Source organism: Roseibium sp. FZY0029, assembly GCF_036350355.1.
Lineage (GTDB): Bacteria > Pseudomonadota > Alphaproteobacteria > Rhizobiales > Stappiaceae > Roseibium.
The window spans coordinates 234,288-249,517 of record NZ_JAZDVZ010000002.1 but is presented as its reverse complement, the minus strand read 5'-3'; the positions used below and the strand labels follow the sequence as shown (position 1 = coordinate 249,517).

Below are 15,230 nucleotides of genomic sequence, written 5' to 3'. Positions count from 1 at the left end.
AGACATTTCCATGATCCCATCGCAGCAGATTTCAATCGTCGCGGTTGAGACCGAAGAAGACCTTGCCCACGTCCGGCGTCTGTTCCGCGCGTATGTCGACTGGCTCGGGATCGACTTGTCTTACCAGGGCTTTGAGGAAGAACTTGCAGGCCTGCCGGGCAAATATGCGCCGCCGAGAGGGGCGTTGTTCCTGGCGAAGGACGGTGCGGGAACTGTTCTCGGTTGCGTCGGTCTGAGAGCGTTCGGAGAGGACGGTGCGTGCGAAATGAAGCGGTTATACGTCTTGCCGGAGGGGCGCGGTCAGGGTGTGGGTGGTGCGTTGGTGGAAGCGATTGTCAAGGCGGCAGAGGCTGCAGGATACCGGGAAATGCTGCTGGACACACTGCCGAGCATGACGGGAGCCATCAAGCTATACAAGGCCGCAGGCTTTGAGGATGTCGACGCGTATTACGACACACCGATAACCGAGACGGTTTTCTTTAGAAAACAACTGTTTGGGTAGATTGCCGCAAGACTTTAAACAAAACCACCCGCGAGCAGGTGGCCAAGTTTTGATTTTTATTTTTGGGTCGCTTTGCCCGTGCACAGTTATTCAAGAGATCTGAGCGCGCTCCGAAAGCGGTTTTCGGCTACGATCTAGTCATATTCAACTAATGGATAATACGTAGGAAGCGGCGTCGTTGCAACCCGTTGCTCATTCAGACAGCAATAAGCGCCTCAATTTCGACCCTCAAGTCGGCGTGAAACAGAGCCGCGACAAAGACCAGAGAACTGGCGGGAACGTCCTTCCCATAGAGGTCTGCCAGGGTTGACCGGGTTTCCGTCAAGTCCGCCATGTCGGTCACATATACGGTCACCTTTGCAATATCCTTCAGCGACCTCCCGCAGTGGGCCGCGATGATCTGGAGCTGATCGAATATCTCTCTCACCTGCGGACCGGCCGAGGCGGACTGCGCCGGTGTGCCGAAGGCTGTGAACCCGGACGTATAGACCGTCTGCCCATGCCGCACGGCATGGGAATAGGGGCCGGCGGGCAGGCCTAGTTCCTCAAAATTCTGTCTGACCAAAGCCATGTCGTTTCCTCTCCTGATTACGGCAGTCTGGCTGCAAGGAAGAGCGTTGCCCTTTGCACGGGCGGGCCCAGAAAGAAGGCGATGACGGCAGCTGCAGGCCAGGCGAGGCGGAAGGCGTTCATCCATTGCCAGAAAAATCTGTCGTTCCAGCCCAGGTTCAGGAAAGTGACCCAGCACGACATCAGGAGCGACAGACCCAGCGACATCAGACATGTCGCGATCAATCGATTTTTCATGGCCGACTACCTTTCCGCCGCTTCGCCTGTGCCGATTTCACCCAGTTCCTCGATGTAGCTGACCTGCGTCAGGTTCTGGGCGAGATAGGCCTTGGTGTGAGGCATCTCGAAGTGGGCTGCCAGGGCGTCCTTGTCGGTCCAGCTCTCCCACAGGGTGAACTTGTCGGGATCCTGCAGGTTTTGCCGGATCTCAAAAAAGTTGCAGCCCGGTTCGTGCCGGGTTTCGGCCACAAGCCGGCGGAGTTCCGTTTCGGCCATGTTTCGGTCCGCACCCTTTTGCAGCTCGATGCCGGCGCTGATGAAGTAGTTGCCCATGAGTGTCTCCGTTGTGTTTGTTCGACGCAGACAGATTTATTGATTTCTAATATTTCAATCTATATCGAATTATGGGAATTTAAATTGCGAAAACGGAATCATGCTCGACGACATCGCCTTGTTCGTTCATATCGCGCGCCATCGAAGCCTTGCGAAGGCTGCAGGTCATCTGGGCCTGCCTGCGGCGACCGTGACGCGCCGCCTGGCGAAGCTGGAGGAAACCATTGGTACGCAGCTGGTTTTCCGCTCCGCGCGAAAATTCGAGCTGACAGGCGCGGGGGAGGCCTATTTCGAGTCCTTTGCCGACCTCGTTCAAACCGCAGAGACGACACTTGATGGATTGAGCGCCGATCTGCACGGCCTCCGGGGCGCCATGAAAGTGGCTGCACCCACCAATATTTCCATCGGAATCCTGGAACCCATGTGGTCTGGTTTTCTGAAGGCTTATCCGGAAATCCGGCTGACGCTGGCCCTCAGCAACGAGAACAAGGATCTGCTTGAACACAAGGTGGATATAGGCTTGAGAGCAGGACCGCAGACCGACGAGCGTCTTTTCCAGAAACGCCTTGGGGTGATCGCGACCGTGCTGGTGGCGGCGCCGTCCTATCTTGAAGAGGCGGGAGCGCCGGAAACACCGCAAGAGATCAGTGAGCACAAGGTGGTGCGGGTGTCGACATTGCCGCAATGGCAGCTGACCCACCGGGAAACAGGAACTCGGGAAACCGTGCCACTGGATGCGCGTGTGGTTGTTGATGATATCAGCATGGCCAGGCAGCTCGCCGGCGACGGACACGGGATTGCGCTCTTGCCGGTGAGCGAGATCTCCGACGATCTGATCTCAGGCCGCCTGAAACCCGTTCTTGCGAATTGGCAGGGGCAGAAGCGGGACATTTTCGCGGTGTGGCCGACGGGAAGGTTGCTGAATGCGCGGGTGCGCTGCCTGCTCGACTACATGGAAACCTTCATGGCGCCGCTGCCCGTGTTTCAGGGGACCGTGGTACAGCCTGATCCCGCCTGATGCCCCCGTGGGCTTATGCCGTATAGGGATTGCAGCGGATGTAACGCGGCTGATCAATGTAGCTGGACATGACGGCGAGCCATGCCTGGCACTCGCCCTGCGTCTTGAAACAACCGGCCTGGGAGATGATGTATTTCTGGCTGAAGTTGAAAACCTTGCCGCCGGCAATGCCCTTCCAGCCGCTGCCTGTGAAGCTGCGGCAGTCGTAAGCCGTGTTGTAGGTGCTGGGAATGTCCTGCCGGTTCTTGGTGAAGGTCGGGGAGAACAGCAGCGTCTCCACCACGTTGCCGCCTGATGTGTCGTAGGACTGGCACGCAGCAAGGCTCAAGGTCGCGGCCATGACCGGAACCAGGCGCAATCCCTTTCTCAGCCCGTGAGCAAGGCGGTGCGGAAGAGAGCGGTAGCAGGTCATCACAGGCTCCAGTGAACAGGATCGGCACGGTCTCGGACCGTTCAATTGATTGATTTGCAACGACTCTCACATGAGCCGAAGACTTGGTCAAAATCAAGTCACGTTCGCTCGGGGCGATTTCCGCCACGGCGCGCGATGACCCTCGACCGTTCCGGGCGTAGGGAACACTCCGCACGCCCGGGCAGGTGAGGACCCGACAATGTGTCAGGCTTTTCCGGTGACCAGGAGGGCGAAGGCCTGGGCCTCAGCGACTTCCTTCAGCCGGTCGAAACGTCCGGAAGCGCCACCATGGCCGGCTTCCATGTTGGTCTTCAGCATCAGCAGCTTGTCGCCGGTTGCGGTTGCCCGCAGTTTGGCAACCCACTTGGCCGGCTCCCAATAGGTCACGCGCGGATCGGTCAAGCCGCCCACGGCCAGGATTGCCGGGTAGGCCTTTGCCTCGACGTTGTCGTAGGGCGAATAGGAGGCGATGTAGTCGTAGGCCGCCTTGTCGGTGATCGGGTTGCCCCACTCGGGCCATTCCGGCGGAGTGAGCGGCAGCGTGTCGTCCAGCATGGTGGACAGAACATCGACGAAGGGGACTTCGGCAATAATGCCGCCGAATTTTTCCGGTGCCAGATTGGCGACGGCACCCATCAGCATACCGCCGGCCGAGCCGCCCTGGGCGACGATGCGATCATACGAGGTGAGGTTCTCCGCAACCAGATGATCGGCTGCGGCAATGAAGTCGGTAAAGGTGTTCTTCTTGTTCTCGCGCCGTCCGTCCTTGTACCAGTGGAACCCCTTGTCCTTGCCGCCTCGAATATGGGCAATGGCATAGACGAACCCGCGGTCGACCAGCGACAGGCAGTTGGTGTTGAAGCTTGCCGGGATGGTGATGCCGTAGGAGCCATACCCATAAAGCAGCAGAGGCGCGGTGCCGTCGAGCTTGGTGTCCTTCCGGTACAGTACTGACACGGGCACGGTCTCGCCATCGGCGGCAGGCGCCATGAGGCGGCGGGTGACATAATCGCCCGCATCATGGCCGGAAGGCACTTCCTGTTCCTTGCGCAGAACACGCTCACGGGTCTCGACATTGTAGTCGTATGTCTGTGACGGCGTGGTCATCGAGGAATAGCTGAAGCGGATCGTGTTGGTGTCGAATTCGTAGCCGCCACCAAGACCGAGCGAATAGGCTTCCTCGTCGAAGGCGATGGAGTGTTCGATGTCGTCGGCAAGCCGGCGGATCACGATGCGCGGCAGACCGTCTTCGCGCTCCAGCCGGGTCATGAAGGTCTTGTAGACGCAGTGCGAGAGGATCAGGCACCCGGGCTTGTGGGGCACAAGGTCCTTCCAGTTTTCGCGGCCGGGATTGCTTTTCGGCGCGGTAACGATCTTGAAGTCCTCGGCGTCGCCTGCGTTCGTCAGGATGTAAAGTGTCTCGCCGTGATCATCGATGGAGTATTCGATGCCGGTCTCGCGCTCCGCGACCAGAACCGGTTCGGCGGTCGGATCACTTGCCGGGATCATCCAGACTTCGGATGTCTCATGGTCGTGAATGTCGATGACGATGGTGTCACCGGACTGGGTCTTGCCGACCCCCATGAAGAAGCCGGCATCCTTTTCCTCGTAAACGAGCACATCGCTCGCCGGGTCGGTGCCGATCTCGTGGCGGAAAAGTTTTGAAGGCCGGTGGTTGGCGTCCAGACGAACGTAGAACACATAGCGGCTGTCTTCCGAGAACACCCCGCCGCCGCCAGTGTCTTCAATGGCGTAGTCGAAATCCTTGGCCGTCGCGGCATCGCGCAGTCTCAGCGAATAATATTCCGAGCCCTTGTTGTCATAGGCCCAGGCAATGAGCTTGTGATCCGTCGACTGGCTGACACCGCCAATCCGGAAATAGGCCGTTCCTTCGGCTTCCTTGTCGCCATGGAGAAGAACCGTTTCCTCGCCGCCGTCGCGCGGGGTCCGGAAGAACACCGGCTGCTGGCCGCCGGTTTCGTATTTGAGGCCATAGGCAAAGGGGCCATCGGGTGAGGGGACCGAGCTGTCATCTTCCTTGATGCGGCCGCGCATCTCGGCAAACAGCTTTTCCTGCAGAGCCTTCGTCGGCGCCATCTGCGCTTCATGATAGGCATTTTCCGCTTCCAGATAGGCTCGGATGTCGGCATCCAGAACGGAGGGGTCTTTCATGACCTCCTGCCAGTTGTCCGCCCGCAGCCAGGCAAAGTCGTCCTGGCGGGTCATGCCGTGGGTCTCAAGGGTGACGGGGCGCGCATCTGCGCGCGGGGGAAGGGCATCCTGTTTCATGGTTCGGAGGTAAGATTTTTGAGCAGTGAAGGCAAGAGGCCAATCCTGCCGAGGCTGCCGGACGGTTGCGTCTGTCGTGCTTTCGGACGACGGATGGAGCGGTGAAAGTCTTTGACATTTTCCAGGCGTTCGAGCACTTAGGAAGAGATGGTTCCCGACTCTGAACTTCGGAGCGGGATTAAAAGGGAACACGGTGCGACATGGCCGCAAGCCTGCAAATCCGTGACTGCCCCCGCAACTGTGAGCGGTGAGCAAACCTGAAAGCGCCACTGGGGAAACCCCGGGAAGGATCAGGCAAGCTATGACCCGCAAGTCAGGAGACCTGCCATTTCACCTTAAACCTTAACCCGGGCGGGGTGCCCCGGAGGAGTGAGTGACATGGCCTATCGGCGTCTGCCGGCAAAGTTGCACATTCGGTTCCAGACTGCCCCGCGCAATCGCGGAGGGCGATATGAACCGGAAATTGACTGCTGAAACCTCAAGTTCTGCCAACCTTCTGCCTCTTTCCGACCCACTGGCGATGCGTGCTTTGCGCGCAATGGTTCCGGATGGCGGACAAAAGCCAGTTGCCAAAAAGAAGATTTGTAATGTAATAACATTACATGATGAGTGTACTTCTTCTTCTCCGGCCGGCATCATATCAAGCAGCCATGGCGGCAAAGTTCTTGCCGCAGAGTCACCTGCTGTCCGTTCGCGGACGGAAGCCGCGGAGCTGTGCCATGAGCAATGAACCGCACAAGATTTTTGTCTGCACCGCCTGCCGTCACTATGGCCAGATGTGTCAGCCAGGATATGACCTGATCTGCCAGTTGAAACGCGCACTCCAGATGGCTGTACCGGTGGTCGGCGACGATTTCGAGATCAGCGGCACGGCCAACATGGAAAACTGCTCGCGTCCGTGCACCGTGGCCTTCAAGGCAACCGACAAGGCGATCTATCTCTTCGGTGATGTCGATGATGGTGAAGCGGACATCGAAGATCTGGTCGATTACGCCAGACGCTATCGCCAGCTTGAGAACGGATATGAGAGCGGTGTGCGGCACGGTACGCGCTGGAGCGCATCGCAGGGCCGTATCCCCGCGGCGATGATCGTCTCGGAAGCAGACGGGACGGCCTTGTCATGACGGGTGTCGATCTTTCCGTCCGGGAGGTCAGCTGGAAGACGGGGCAGGGCAAGACCATCCTGCATCCGGTCAGCTTCGAGCTGCCGGCTGGCGAGGTCCTTGGAATAGCCGGGGCCAATGGCGCCGGCAAATCGACCCTGCTGCGGCTGCTCTACCGCTTCCTGAAACCGCACTCCGGCACCATTCTGGTGGATGGTACGGACCTGTGGCACCTCAGTGCCCGGGAGGCAGCCCGCTCGATTGCCGCCGTTCTGCAGGAGCAGCCGACCGACTTTGCCTTGTCAGTACGCGAGATCGTTGTTCTTGGCCGCCGGCCGCACACAAACGGCATTGCCAGTGCTGGCAAGCGGGACGCCGAAATCGTCGATGACTGCCTCAGGAAAATGGATCTGCAATCCTATGCCCACAGGGCCTTTGGCACGCTGTCCGGGGGGGAACGGCAGCGGGTGATGGTGGCCCGTGCCCTGGCGCAGGAGCCGAAGCTGCTGGTTCTGGATGAGCCGACCAACCATCTGGATATCCGCCATCAGCTCGAAATTGTCGAGCTGATCTCTGATCTGAACATCACCATCGTCACAAGCCTGCATGACCTCAATCTGGCAAACCGCGTCTGCGACAAGGTCCTGCTGCTGCATGAGGGGCGGCTGGTTGCCCACGGAGTGCCGGAGGCAGTTCTGACCCCCGGCAACATCGAACAAGCCTATTCGGTACAGGTCCGTCTGGAGCAGCTGTCTGCCAGCCGTGAGCGTTACCTGACCTTCCATCTTTGACTCCCTGGAGAGCACAATGAAAAGACTATTGCTGAGCGCCGCGCTCGCCCTTCTGGCTGTTCCGGCCTTTGCCCAGACCACGGTGAAAAGCTGTAATCGCACGGTCACTTTCGAAGCGCCGCCAAAAGCCGCCGTTTCGAACGACGTCAATCTAACCGAGATGATGCTGGTACTCGGCCTGCGCGACCGCATGGTCGGGTATACGGGCATTTCCGGCTGGAAGACCCTGGACGCGGAAATGCGGGAGGGCGTTGCCGAACTTCCGGAACTCGCGTCGAAATATCCGAGCAAGGTAGTGCTGATCGGTGCCGACGCGGATTTCTACTTTGCCGGCTGGAACTACGGCATGAAGGTTGGCGGCGAAGTGACGCCGGAAACGCTGGAGCCCTTCGGGATCAAGGTCTACGAGCTGACGGAATCCTGCATCCACATCGGCGACAAACCCAAGGCGTCGCTTGAGGATCTCTACAACGACATGATCAATCTCGGGAAGATCTTCGGCGTGGAGGACACGGCCCGGAACCTTGTCGCCACTTACAAGCACGAGCTGGAACGGATCGCGTCAACGGTGCCGGAAGGTGAGGAACCGCTGCGGGTATTCGTCTACGACAGCGGTGAGGACAAGCCTTTCACGGCCGGTCGCTATGCCATGCCGACAGCGCTTATCGAAGCGGCCGGGGGCGTCAACGTGATGGATGATTTCGAAAAGAGCTGGGCGACGGTCGATTGGGAAACCGTGGTGGAAAAAGACCCGGACATGGTCGTGATCGTCAACTATGGCGAAGTGACGGCTGAGCAGAAACGGGACTTCATGAAGAACAATCCCGCTCTGTCAGGCATTGCAGCCGTCAAGAACGACCGCTTCGTCGTCCTGGATTATGTCGAAGCAACGCCGGGACCGCGAAACCTCAAGGCTGTCGGCAAACTCACTGAAGCCTTCTGGGGAGAGTGAGACTTGCTGACAATGCCTCACACCGCGGTTGCGGGCACAAGCGATGATCCGGCATGACCGCGTTGATGGCAAAACACAACGCATCCCGGCGGCGGTGGAGCACCGGCGTTCTGCTTCTTGCCGGGATGCTGCTGCTGGGTATTTCGATTGTGGCCGCCATCGGCGCGGGCGCGGTCGCCATTCCGGGCAGCACTGTCTTCAAGATCCTGGCCAATCGCACGGTGCCCGGCCTTTTTGAGGTCGATTGGCAGCAGAGCCGCGAGGCGATCGTTTGGGAAATCCGGTTTCCGCGTGCGCTGCTGGCCGGCTTTGTTGGCGCCGGTCTGGCTGTGGTCGGTGCCGCCCTTCAATCCGTCACGCGCAATCCGCTAGCCGATCCGCATTTGCTTGGCATCTCCTCCGGCGCGGCGGCCGGCGCCATCCTTGCGCTTTTGCACACCGGCCTGTTTCTGGGCCTCATGACGGTGCCGCTGATGGCATTTGCCGGGGCGCTGGTGGCAACCTTCCTGGTGCTTGGCGTGACACGCTTCGCGTCCGCGACCAGTGCCGACCGGCTGGTTCTTGCTGGTGTGGCGGTGTCGTTCATCATCATGGCAATCGCCAATATTCTGATTTTCCTTGGTGATCCGAGGGCAACGCATACGGTCGTCTTCTGGATGCTGGGCGGTCTCGGTCTTGCCCAGTGGTCGCAATTGCCGTTTCCGCTCGGCATTCTGCTGCTGGTGGCACCCTATTTCCTGGTGCGGGCCGCTGATCTCAACGCCATGACCATTGGCGATGAAACCGCCTCGACGCTCGGCATTCCCGTTGCCCGGTTCCGTCTCACCGTGTTTGTGCTCGGCGCGCTGATCACCGGCGTGATGGTGGCGTTTTCAGGCATCATCGGTTTCGTCGGCCTTATGGTGCCACACATCGCGCGCTTTCTCGTGGGCGGTAATTACAGCCGGGTTCTGCCCGCCTCCATGGTTCTGGGCGCCATCTTCCTGATCTGGGCGGACATCATTGCGCGCACGCTTTTGTCGCCTGAAGATATGCCCATCGGTATCGTCACGGGGCTGATCGGTGGTGTTTTTTTCGTCCTGCTGTTGCGCTCCCGGTCAGGCCAGGCCCACTAGGCCGCAGACATCGGCCGTGGCATGGACCTTGTTCGGAAGGAGTGGCCGGATCACCGTCCGCTTGAAATCCCTCATATCTAGGCGCACCATTCAAGACTTCTGCCGGAGTTTGAAGAAAACGGCAGCCGACTTGGCTGCGGCTTTGTGAAATTGATGCCTTAAGATAAATAGAGTAGGCGAATTATTTCGAATTAAAATCGAATGAATTTGATTGTTTCTTAGGTGTGTTTAAATAGTAATTTAAACAATCAAGTTTTTATTGAAGAATTCTTGAGTGATGACTAATCTTCCGATTGAAAATCACGAATACAGTTTTCGGTAGACGATGCGTGTACTGAAATAACTTCGCTAAACAGCCTCTCTGGCGGCGCAGTGCTGGCAACGTGTGATCTCCCTAATGCCCGGTCGCCGGCGCCCGAACATCGGTGTGTTTCATCCAAGCAGAGAACTCCACGAGGACAGATATGTGTGATCTATGTGCCGCCACCGGCAGATACCAGGATTTCCCCTATGTCTCCGGGTTCAGTTGCGACGACGATAGCACGGGGCAAGACGGCAGTAGTCTGGGTTTCGCGGGCGGGATGTCGGATCCCGGCCTTTCCGGCTTCACGCCGGTAAGTAGTTCGAACGTGGCTTATACCGGGTTCCACGGTACTGCCACGGCAACCCAACTGCCGGTCTTTACCAACGACCAGATTGCCGAACAGCTCACGGATGGGTACTGGAACGAACTCGGCAGTTCACGTCGGTCTTTTGATGTGCGGGCAGGTGACGAGGTCACGGCAGATCTTACCGGACTGACCGATGAGGGGCAGGCGCTGGCAAGAAGCGCGCTGAATGCCTGGACCATTGTTTCCGGGCTCAAATTCAGCTTCGTCTCAAGTGGAGCCGATATCACCTTTGACGACGAAGACAGCGGTCCTTACGTCACTTCATCAGCAAGTGGCGGAACGATACTGTCCTCTTTCGTCAATGTACCGGCCTCAATGCTGAGTGACGATGGCAATGCGATACCGGGCTTCACATACTTTACCTATCTTCAGAAAATAGGTCAGGCGCTCGGTCTTGGCCTTGCAGGAAACTATGACAACTCGGCCACTTATCGCGTCGACAACCACTACGCCAACGATTCCTGGCAATCCTCGGTCATGTCTTCTTTCAGTCAGACCGCCAACACTTCGGTAGACGCCAGTTTTGCGTATCCGATGACGCCGATGATCGCGGATATCATCGCTATCCAGGACCTTTATGGAGTGCCGGACAACAGCTATCCGGATTTCACAATGTATGGAACAAACCCTGGCGGTTACCCATCGCCGGCTTTCGTCGAAATTCCTTCCAATGCGGCGGTGACGATCTTCGATACCGGCGGATCGGATCTCTTCAACTTTATCGGTAACAGCGTCTTCGATGGCATTACTGCCGACCAGTGGATCGATCTTCGACCTGAAAGCATTTCCAGCGTTGCGGGCGGTAGCGGAAATTTGCTCATCGCACGCGGAACCATCATCGAGAGAGCTTATGGCGGGCAGGGCGATGACACGCTTATTGGCAACGATGCCGGTAATCATTTGGTGGGATATGAGGGAGACGATACGCTCATCGGCGGCAAAGGGGATGACGTTCTGAGCGGCTGGGCCGGACGAGACACGGTGTGGGCTGGCCCCGGTGACGATCATGTGCGTTACGACGATGATGATCTGTTCTGGACAGATGGCGTCCCCAGAGACGTTGGCGGTGAAGGCATCGACAAGCTGATCATAACCGCCGGTTCGAAATTCAATACCGCCGGACTTTCCCTGTACGGTTTCGAGCAGTTTCAAGGTGCGGAACTGGACGACCGAGTTGAAGGAAACGATGGCTCCGTCGACTACTGGATGCATGGCGGCGGCGGCGATGATTTCCTTCAGGGCAATGCCGGAAACGACACGCTTCTTGGCGGCGACGGTCACGACATACTTCATGGTGGTGCGGGTGACGATTTGCTGCGCGGTGGGATCTGGGGCCACGACGAGCTCCGCGGTGAAGAGGGAAACGACACGATCTACTATTCCAGCGGCGATGTCTTTTGGGACAGACATAGACCCATCAACATTGGCGGCCCTGGGATAGACAAGCTGATCATTGAGGAGGGATCGAAGTTCAACACAGTCGCTTTGTCCAGGTACGGCTTTGAGCAGTTCCAGGGGGCTGAGAAAGATGATCGCGTAATCGGCAATGATCCTGAGGTCGACTACTGGATGCACGGCGGTGGTGGACGCGACAATCTGCAAAGCAGCGCTGGCAACGACATGTTATTCGGAGGTGACGGCGCCGACAGCCTGCTTGCCGGCGCGGGCGACGACATCCTCGCCCCCGGGCCGTCCTCCTTCGGCAGCCAAACCTGTCAGGGGGACTTTGGCGACGACACCTATCTTATTTCTTCCGACTGCGGCCATACGATAATCCGCGAGTTTGACGGTCGCGGGACGGACACCGTCATTTTCCAGGACCTGAAACCATCGGATATCGAAGCGTCGGTTGGATATGCAGACCATTTGCTGCTGTCCTGGGGAGACGACGGCAACGAAGTTTCGTTCAACGATCTCGGGATCTACATAGAATCGTTCGAATTTTTCGATGGCACAATATTGCAGGTGGACGATTTCGATCTCATCTAGCCGCTGCTGCCAAAGGGGCGTCTCAATCCCTCACTCTGCCCCGAGATAGATAGCCAATGTCAAAGGTGCATCTACAAGGATTTGGACGCGACTTGATCAGTCTATGGCCTGAACTGTTGTCCGGACAAGCTGCATCGCCTGGGCCGTGAACCGATAAAAGCCGGTTTGTCCGGTAAAGGCCAAGCGCTTGCTATGGGAGATCCGGACTGGTTCCATGGGAGTGATCTCGAATCGGGCGGTATTGGTATAGTGTTGCTGGACATAGACCAGATGCGGCGTACCCATGGACAGACTTCCCATCAATCTCGCAGAATTCGCTCATATCCGGATTATCATCGGCATGGTGATCGGGCTGGGCGTTGCGCGTTTGCTGAATGGTCTTGCACGATACGTTCAGCACCCGCGGCAGGAAGAGATCTACAGCGTGCACCTGGGCTGGTCCCTGTTCATGCTGCTGTCCGTCGTTCACTTCTGGTGGTTTGAATTTGCGCTCGGCCGCATTCAGGTCTGGACGTTCGAGAGCTATTTCTTCGTCATCGCCTTCGCCGCGCTCTACTTCTTCATCACCGCAGTGCTTTACCCGGACAAGATGGAAGAATACGCCAACTACAAGGACTATTTTTACGCCAGAAAAACCTGGATCTACGGCTTGCTTGCCCTGATGTTCTCGCTCGATATCGTGGATTCCCGGCTGAAGGGGATCGACTATTTCAACGATCTGGGAACCGCGTATCTGGTGCGCCAGATCTTAATCATCGTGCTGCTTCTTGCTGCGACGAGGATCCGGCATACTGTCTATCATATTGGTCTGGTCAGCGTGGTTCTGTTGTCGCAGATCTGGCTGATCACCAGCAATTTCAGCGTCTTGAAGTAACGGGCTCACCGTTGGTGCTTGCCATCGGGCAATGACCTCAGGCAGCGGCGCTCGAAGGGCGCATCTTGCCGCGCATGAAGATGAAGATCATCACTGCCATGTTGAGGAAGTTCCAGGCGATGCCGTTCAGGAATGCGGCCTGGTAGGAACCGGTGAGGTCGTAGATCCAACCGGACAGCCACCCGCCGAGGGCCATTCCCAGAATGGTCGACATGATCACCAGACCGACCCGCTGCCCCGCCTCGTGAGCCGGCAGATATTCGCGCACGATCACCGCATAGCTGGGCACGATGCCACCTTGCGAGAGGCCGAAGATGAGCGACACCAGGTAAAGCGACGCCAGCCCGTTGAACGGTATGAAAAGAAACAGCGCCGCGCATTGCAGAACGGAGCCGATCAGCAGCGTCATGACCCCGCCGATCTTGTCGGCAATGTAGCCGGATGTGAGCCGGCTGACGACACCGGCTCCGGTCATCAGGGCGATCATGTCCGCCCCGGGCGCAACGCCATATCCAAGATCGACACAATAGGCGACGATATGGACCTGAGGCATGGACATGGCGACACAGCAGGCAAGCCCGGCAACCACCAGAAGTCCTTGCAAGACGGCTGGCGGTAGTCCGGTGTCCTGCTGTCCGAAACGGGCGGTTGCCGTGCCGGTGCTCTGGGACCTGTCCGGGGGAGGCCTGCGCAGCAACAGGGCCAGCGGCACCATCGCCACAACGCAGATGACACCGATGAGGATGTATGTCTGGCGCCAGTCGGATGTGGCAAGGCTCCACTGGATCAGGGATGGCCAAAGCACACCGGCAAGATAATTGCCGCAGGCAGCGCAGGCGACGGCGAAGCCGCGCCGCTTCACGAACCAATGCGAAATATCGGCAATCAGAGGTCCGAAGGTGGCCGCCGTGCCCAGACCGATCAGGACACCCTGAGCCAGAGTGAACGACCAGACATCTGGTGCAAAAGCGGCTAGCACGAAACCTGAGGCAAGCGACACGGCGGAGCCTATGACCGGCAGGACGATGCCGTAGCGGTCCACGAAGCGGCCCAGCAGATAGTTGCCGGCGGCGAAACCGAACATCGTGGCGGTATAGGGCAGGGAGGCGTCGGCCCGGTCGACACCGAAATCCGTCTGGACCGCGGGCAGAACGATGATGACCGCCCACATGCCCGCGCCACCCAGGGTGCTCAGCAGGATCGATATCGCCAGCCGGAACCAGGCGTAGGGCCCGTCCTGGGCGTATGGATCAGATGCGGTCGCGAGAGACATGATCGGTTACCGGGAAAGTGAAGAACTTACTGGGTAACAGGTTCGCCAGCCGGCGACCAACAAATATCCTTGAAGCGATCGACCACAAATTCAGATAAGTGCACGAAGGCGGCAAGGCTGCCTTCGTGCCGGAACCGTCTTTTGTCGGGAGCTTATGCGTTTGCTTTCAGGCTTTCGGCCACAAAGTCGCTCAGGGAACGGGCCGGATGGCCATTCATGTCTTCCAGAGCTGTGGAGGCCGTGAAAAGGTCACCTTCAGAAGCGCCTCTGTCGGCATCTGCGAGAACCTTTGCGAAACCTTCCGGCAAACCAGCCTGCACGAGAACGCCGGCATAGGTGTCTTCCGGCAGATTGTTGAACGTGATATCGCGGCCGGACTGGCTGGAGAGTTCTGCTGCAAGGTCGGCAAGGGTGAAGGCAGAGGAACCGCCAAGTTCCAGAGCTCTGGTGGTGAGATCGCTTCCGGAAACCGTCCGGGCCGCGGCTTCTGCATAGTCTTCTCGCCCGGCCGCGGAAAACTTGCCGTCACCGCTCGCGCCGACAACGGCACCGTGTGCAAGGGCGGCTGCGATGGTGCCGCCAAAATTCTCCACATACCAGCCGTTGCGCAGCACGGCATGGGCAATGCCGCTTTCGCTCAGAAGGTTTTCCGTCTCCTTGTGTTCCTCGCCCAGAAGAAGGCTGGACTGCGGCACGTTGAGCAGGCTGGTGTAGACGATGAAGCGGACACCGGCTTCCTGTGCCGCGTCGATGACGGCCTTATGCTGCGGAACGCGCTTGCCGACTTCCGATCCGGAAATGAGCAGGAGACGCTCAACACCTTCCAGGGCGGCCGGCAGAGTGGTGCTGTCGTCATAATCCGCCTTCACCACAGACACCTGGCCATTGGCGAGGTCACCGGCCTTTTCCGGCGACCGGACAAGAGCGCGAACCGGTTGTGCGGTCAAATCTGCCAGATGTTTGAGGACGAGACGGCCGAGTTGGCCATTGGCACCCGTGACTGCGATCATCGTGTTTCTCCTTTAGGGTTGATAGTTTGAAAGTTCCTCGGATGCTGCCTATGTAGACGGATAACTTACTTTTTGTTAGTACGTACAAAAAGGTTAGTTTTGAGATATT

17 protein-coding genes and 1 riboswitch are annotated in these 15,230 nt (G+C 58.3%); of the genes, 9 read left to right on the top strand and 8 right to left on the bottom strand.

Annotation, left to right across the window (positions count from 1 at the left end; all coding sequences use genetic code 11):
- Positions 1 to 10: 10 nt before the first annotated feature.
- Positions 11 to 502 carry a GNAT family N-acetyltransferase gene (locus tag V1T76_RS05675; RefSeq protein ID WP_330559632.1) on the top strand — a complete coding sequence of 164 codons (492 nt, stop codon included), beginning with the start codon at positions 11 to 13 and terminating at the stop codon, positions 500 to 502.
- Positions 503 to 698: 196 nt separating this feature from the next.
- Here V1T76_RS05675 and V1T76_RS05670 read toward each other — a convergent pair whose 3' ends face one another.
- Genes V1T76_RS05670 through V1T76_RS05660 form a run of 3 tightly spaced genes read right to left on the bottom strand, consistent with a single transcriptional unit; the run spans position 699 to position 1,624 of the window.
- The gene (locus tag V1T76_RS05670; protein ID WP_330559631.1) at positions 699 to 1,073 is read right to left on the bottom strand and encodes a RidA family protein; all 375 of its coding nucleotides are present in this window, start codon (positions 1,071 to 1,073) and stop codon (positions 699 to 701) included.
- Positions 1,074 to 1,090: 17 nt separating this feature from the next.
- A complete protein-coding gene (locus V1T76_RS05665; RefSeq protein ID WP_006939869.1) occupies positions 1,091 to 1,309 on the bottom strand; it encodes a DUF2798 domain-containing protein in 219 nt (72 codons plus the stop codon).
- Between the two features lie 6 nt (positions 1,310 to 1,315).
- Positions 1,316 to 1,624 carry a putative quinol monooxygenase gene (locus V1T76_RS05660; RefSeq protein WP_330559630.1) on the bottom strand — a complete coding sequence of 103 codons (309 nt, stop codon included), beginning with the start codon at positions 1,622 to 1,624 and terminating at the stop codon, positions 1,316 to 1,318.
- Between the two features lie 100 nt (positions 1,625 to 1,724).
- Between V1T76_RS05660 and V1T76_RS05655 the strand changes: the two genes are divergently transcribed.
- A complete protein-coding gene (locus V1T76_RS05655) occupies positions 1,725 to 2,642 on the top strand; it encodes a LysR family transcriptional regulator (RefSeq protein ID WP_330559629.1) in 918 nt (305 codons plus the stop codon).
- A gap of 13 nt (positions 2,643 to 2,655) precedes the next feature.
- Here the strand turns inward: V1T76_RS05655 and V1T76_RS05650 are convergent, their stop codons facing one another.
- Complete coding sequence (locus V1T76_RS05650; protein ID WP_330559628.1) at positions 2,656 to 3,054, bottom strand: hypothetical protein; 399 nt, start codon at positions 3,052 to 3,054, stop codon at positions 2,656 to 2,658.
- A gap of 204 nt (positions 3,055 to 3,258) precedes the next feature.
- Complete coding sequence (locus V1T76_RS05645) at positions 3,259 to 5,343, bottom strand: S9 family peptidase (protein ID WP_330559627.1); 2,085 nt, start codon at positions 5,341 to 5,343, stop codon at positions 3,259 to 3,261.
- Positions 5,344 to 5,474: 131 nt separating this feature from the next.
- Positions 5,475 to 5,687: riboswitch (cobalamin riboswitch) on the top strand.
- A 107-nt stretch (positions 5,688 to 5,794) separates the two neighbouring features.
- On the opposite strand from V1T76_RS05645, the gene V1T76_RS05640 reads away from it, so the two are divergent.
- The 6 genes from V1T76_RS05640 to V1T76_RS05615 all read left to right on the top strand — a co-directional run bounded on the left by V1T76_RS05640 (position 5,795) and on the right by V1T76_RS05615 (position 11,964).
- On the top strand, positions 5,795 to 6,073 hold the full coding sequence (locus V1T76_RS05640) for a hypothetical protein (RefSeq protein ID WP_330559626.1): 279 nt from the start codon (positions 5,795 to 5,797) through the stop codon (positions 6,071 to 6,073).
- On the top strand, positions 6,063 to 6,467 hold the full coding sequence (locus tag V1T76_RS05635; RefSeq protein ID WP_330559625.1) for a DUF1636 domain-containing protein: 405 nt from the start codon (positions 6,063 to 6,065) through the stop codon (positions 6,465 to 6,467). The genes V1T76_RS05640 and V1T76_RS05635 overlap by 11 nt, the downstream gene beginning before the upstream one ends.
- Entirely contained in the window at positions 6,464 to 7,237 is a 774-nt protein-coding gene (locus V1T76_RS05630; RefSeq protein WP_330559624.1) for an ABC transporter ATP-binding protein, read from the top strand. Before V1T76_RS05635 ends, V1T76_RS05630 begins: the two co-directional genes overlap by 4 nt.
- Before the next feature lie 16 nt (positions 7,238 to 7,253).
- Positions 7,254 to 8,189 carry an ABC transporter substrate-binding protein gene (locus tag V1T76_RS05625; RefSeq protein WP_330559623.1) on the top strand — a complete coding sequence of 312 codons (936 nt, stop codon included), beginning with the start codon at positions 7,254 to 7,256 and terminating at the stop codon, positions 8,187 to 8,189.
- A 65-nt stretch (positions 8,190 to 8,254) separates the two neighbouring features.
- Complete coding sequence (locus V1T76_RS05620) at positions 8,255 to 9,304, top strand: FecCD family ABC transporter permease (protein WP_330559622.1); 1,050 nt, start codon at positions 8,255 to 8,257, stop codon at positions 9,302 to 9,304.
- Between the two features lie 464 nt (positions 9,305 to 9,768).
- Positions 9,769 to 11,964 (top strand): M10 family metallopeptidase C-terminal domain-containing protein, encoded by a 2,196-nt coding sequence (locus V1T76_RS05615; protein ID WP_330559621.1) that lies wholly within the window; start codon positions 9,769 to 9,771, stop codon positions 11,962 to 11,964.
- Between the two features lie 96 nt (positions 11,965 to 12,060).
- Here V1T76_RS05615 and V1T76_RS05610 read toward each other — a convergent pair whose 3' ends face one another.
- Complete coding sequence (locus V1T76_RS05610; protein WP_330559620.1) at positions 12,061 to 12,249, bottom strand: hypothetical protein; 189 nt, start codon at positions 12,247 to 12,249, stop codon at positions 12,061 to 12,063.
- On the opposite strand from V1T76_RS05610, the gene V1T76_RS05605 reads away from it, so the two are divergent.
- The gene (locus V1T76_RS05605; protein ID WP_330559619.1) at positions 12,248 to 12,838 is read left to right on the top strand and encodes a hypothetical protein; all 591 of its coding nucleotides are present in this window, start codon (positions 12,248 to 12,250) and stop codon (positions 12,836 to 12,838) included. The genes V1T76_RS05610 and V1T76_RS05605 overlap by 2 nt on opposite strands.
- A gap of 37 nt (positions 12,839 to 12,875) precedes the next feature.
- On the opposite strand, the gene V1T76_RS05600 is transcribed toward V1T76_RS05605, so the two are convergent.
- A complete protein-coding gene (locus tag V1T76_RS05600; RefSeq protein ID WP_330559618.1) occupies positions 12,876 to 14,111 on the bottom strand; it encodes an MFS transporter in 1,236 nt (411 codons plus the stop codon).
- 152 nt (positions 14,112 to 14,263) lie between these two features.
- Positions 14,264 to 15,121: an SDR family oxidoreductase gene (locus V1T76_RS05595; RefSeq protein WP_330559617.1), complete on the bottom strand. Its 858-nt coding sequence runs from the start codon at positions 15,119 to 15,121 to the stop codon at positions 14,264 to 14,266.
- Positions 15,122 to 15,230: the final 109 nt, after the last annotated feature.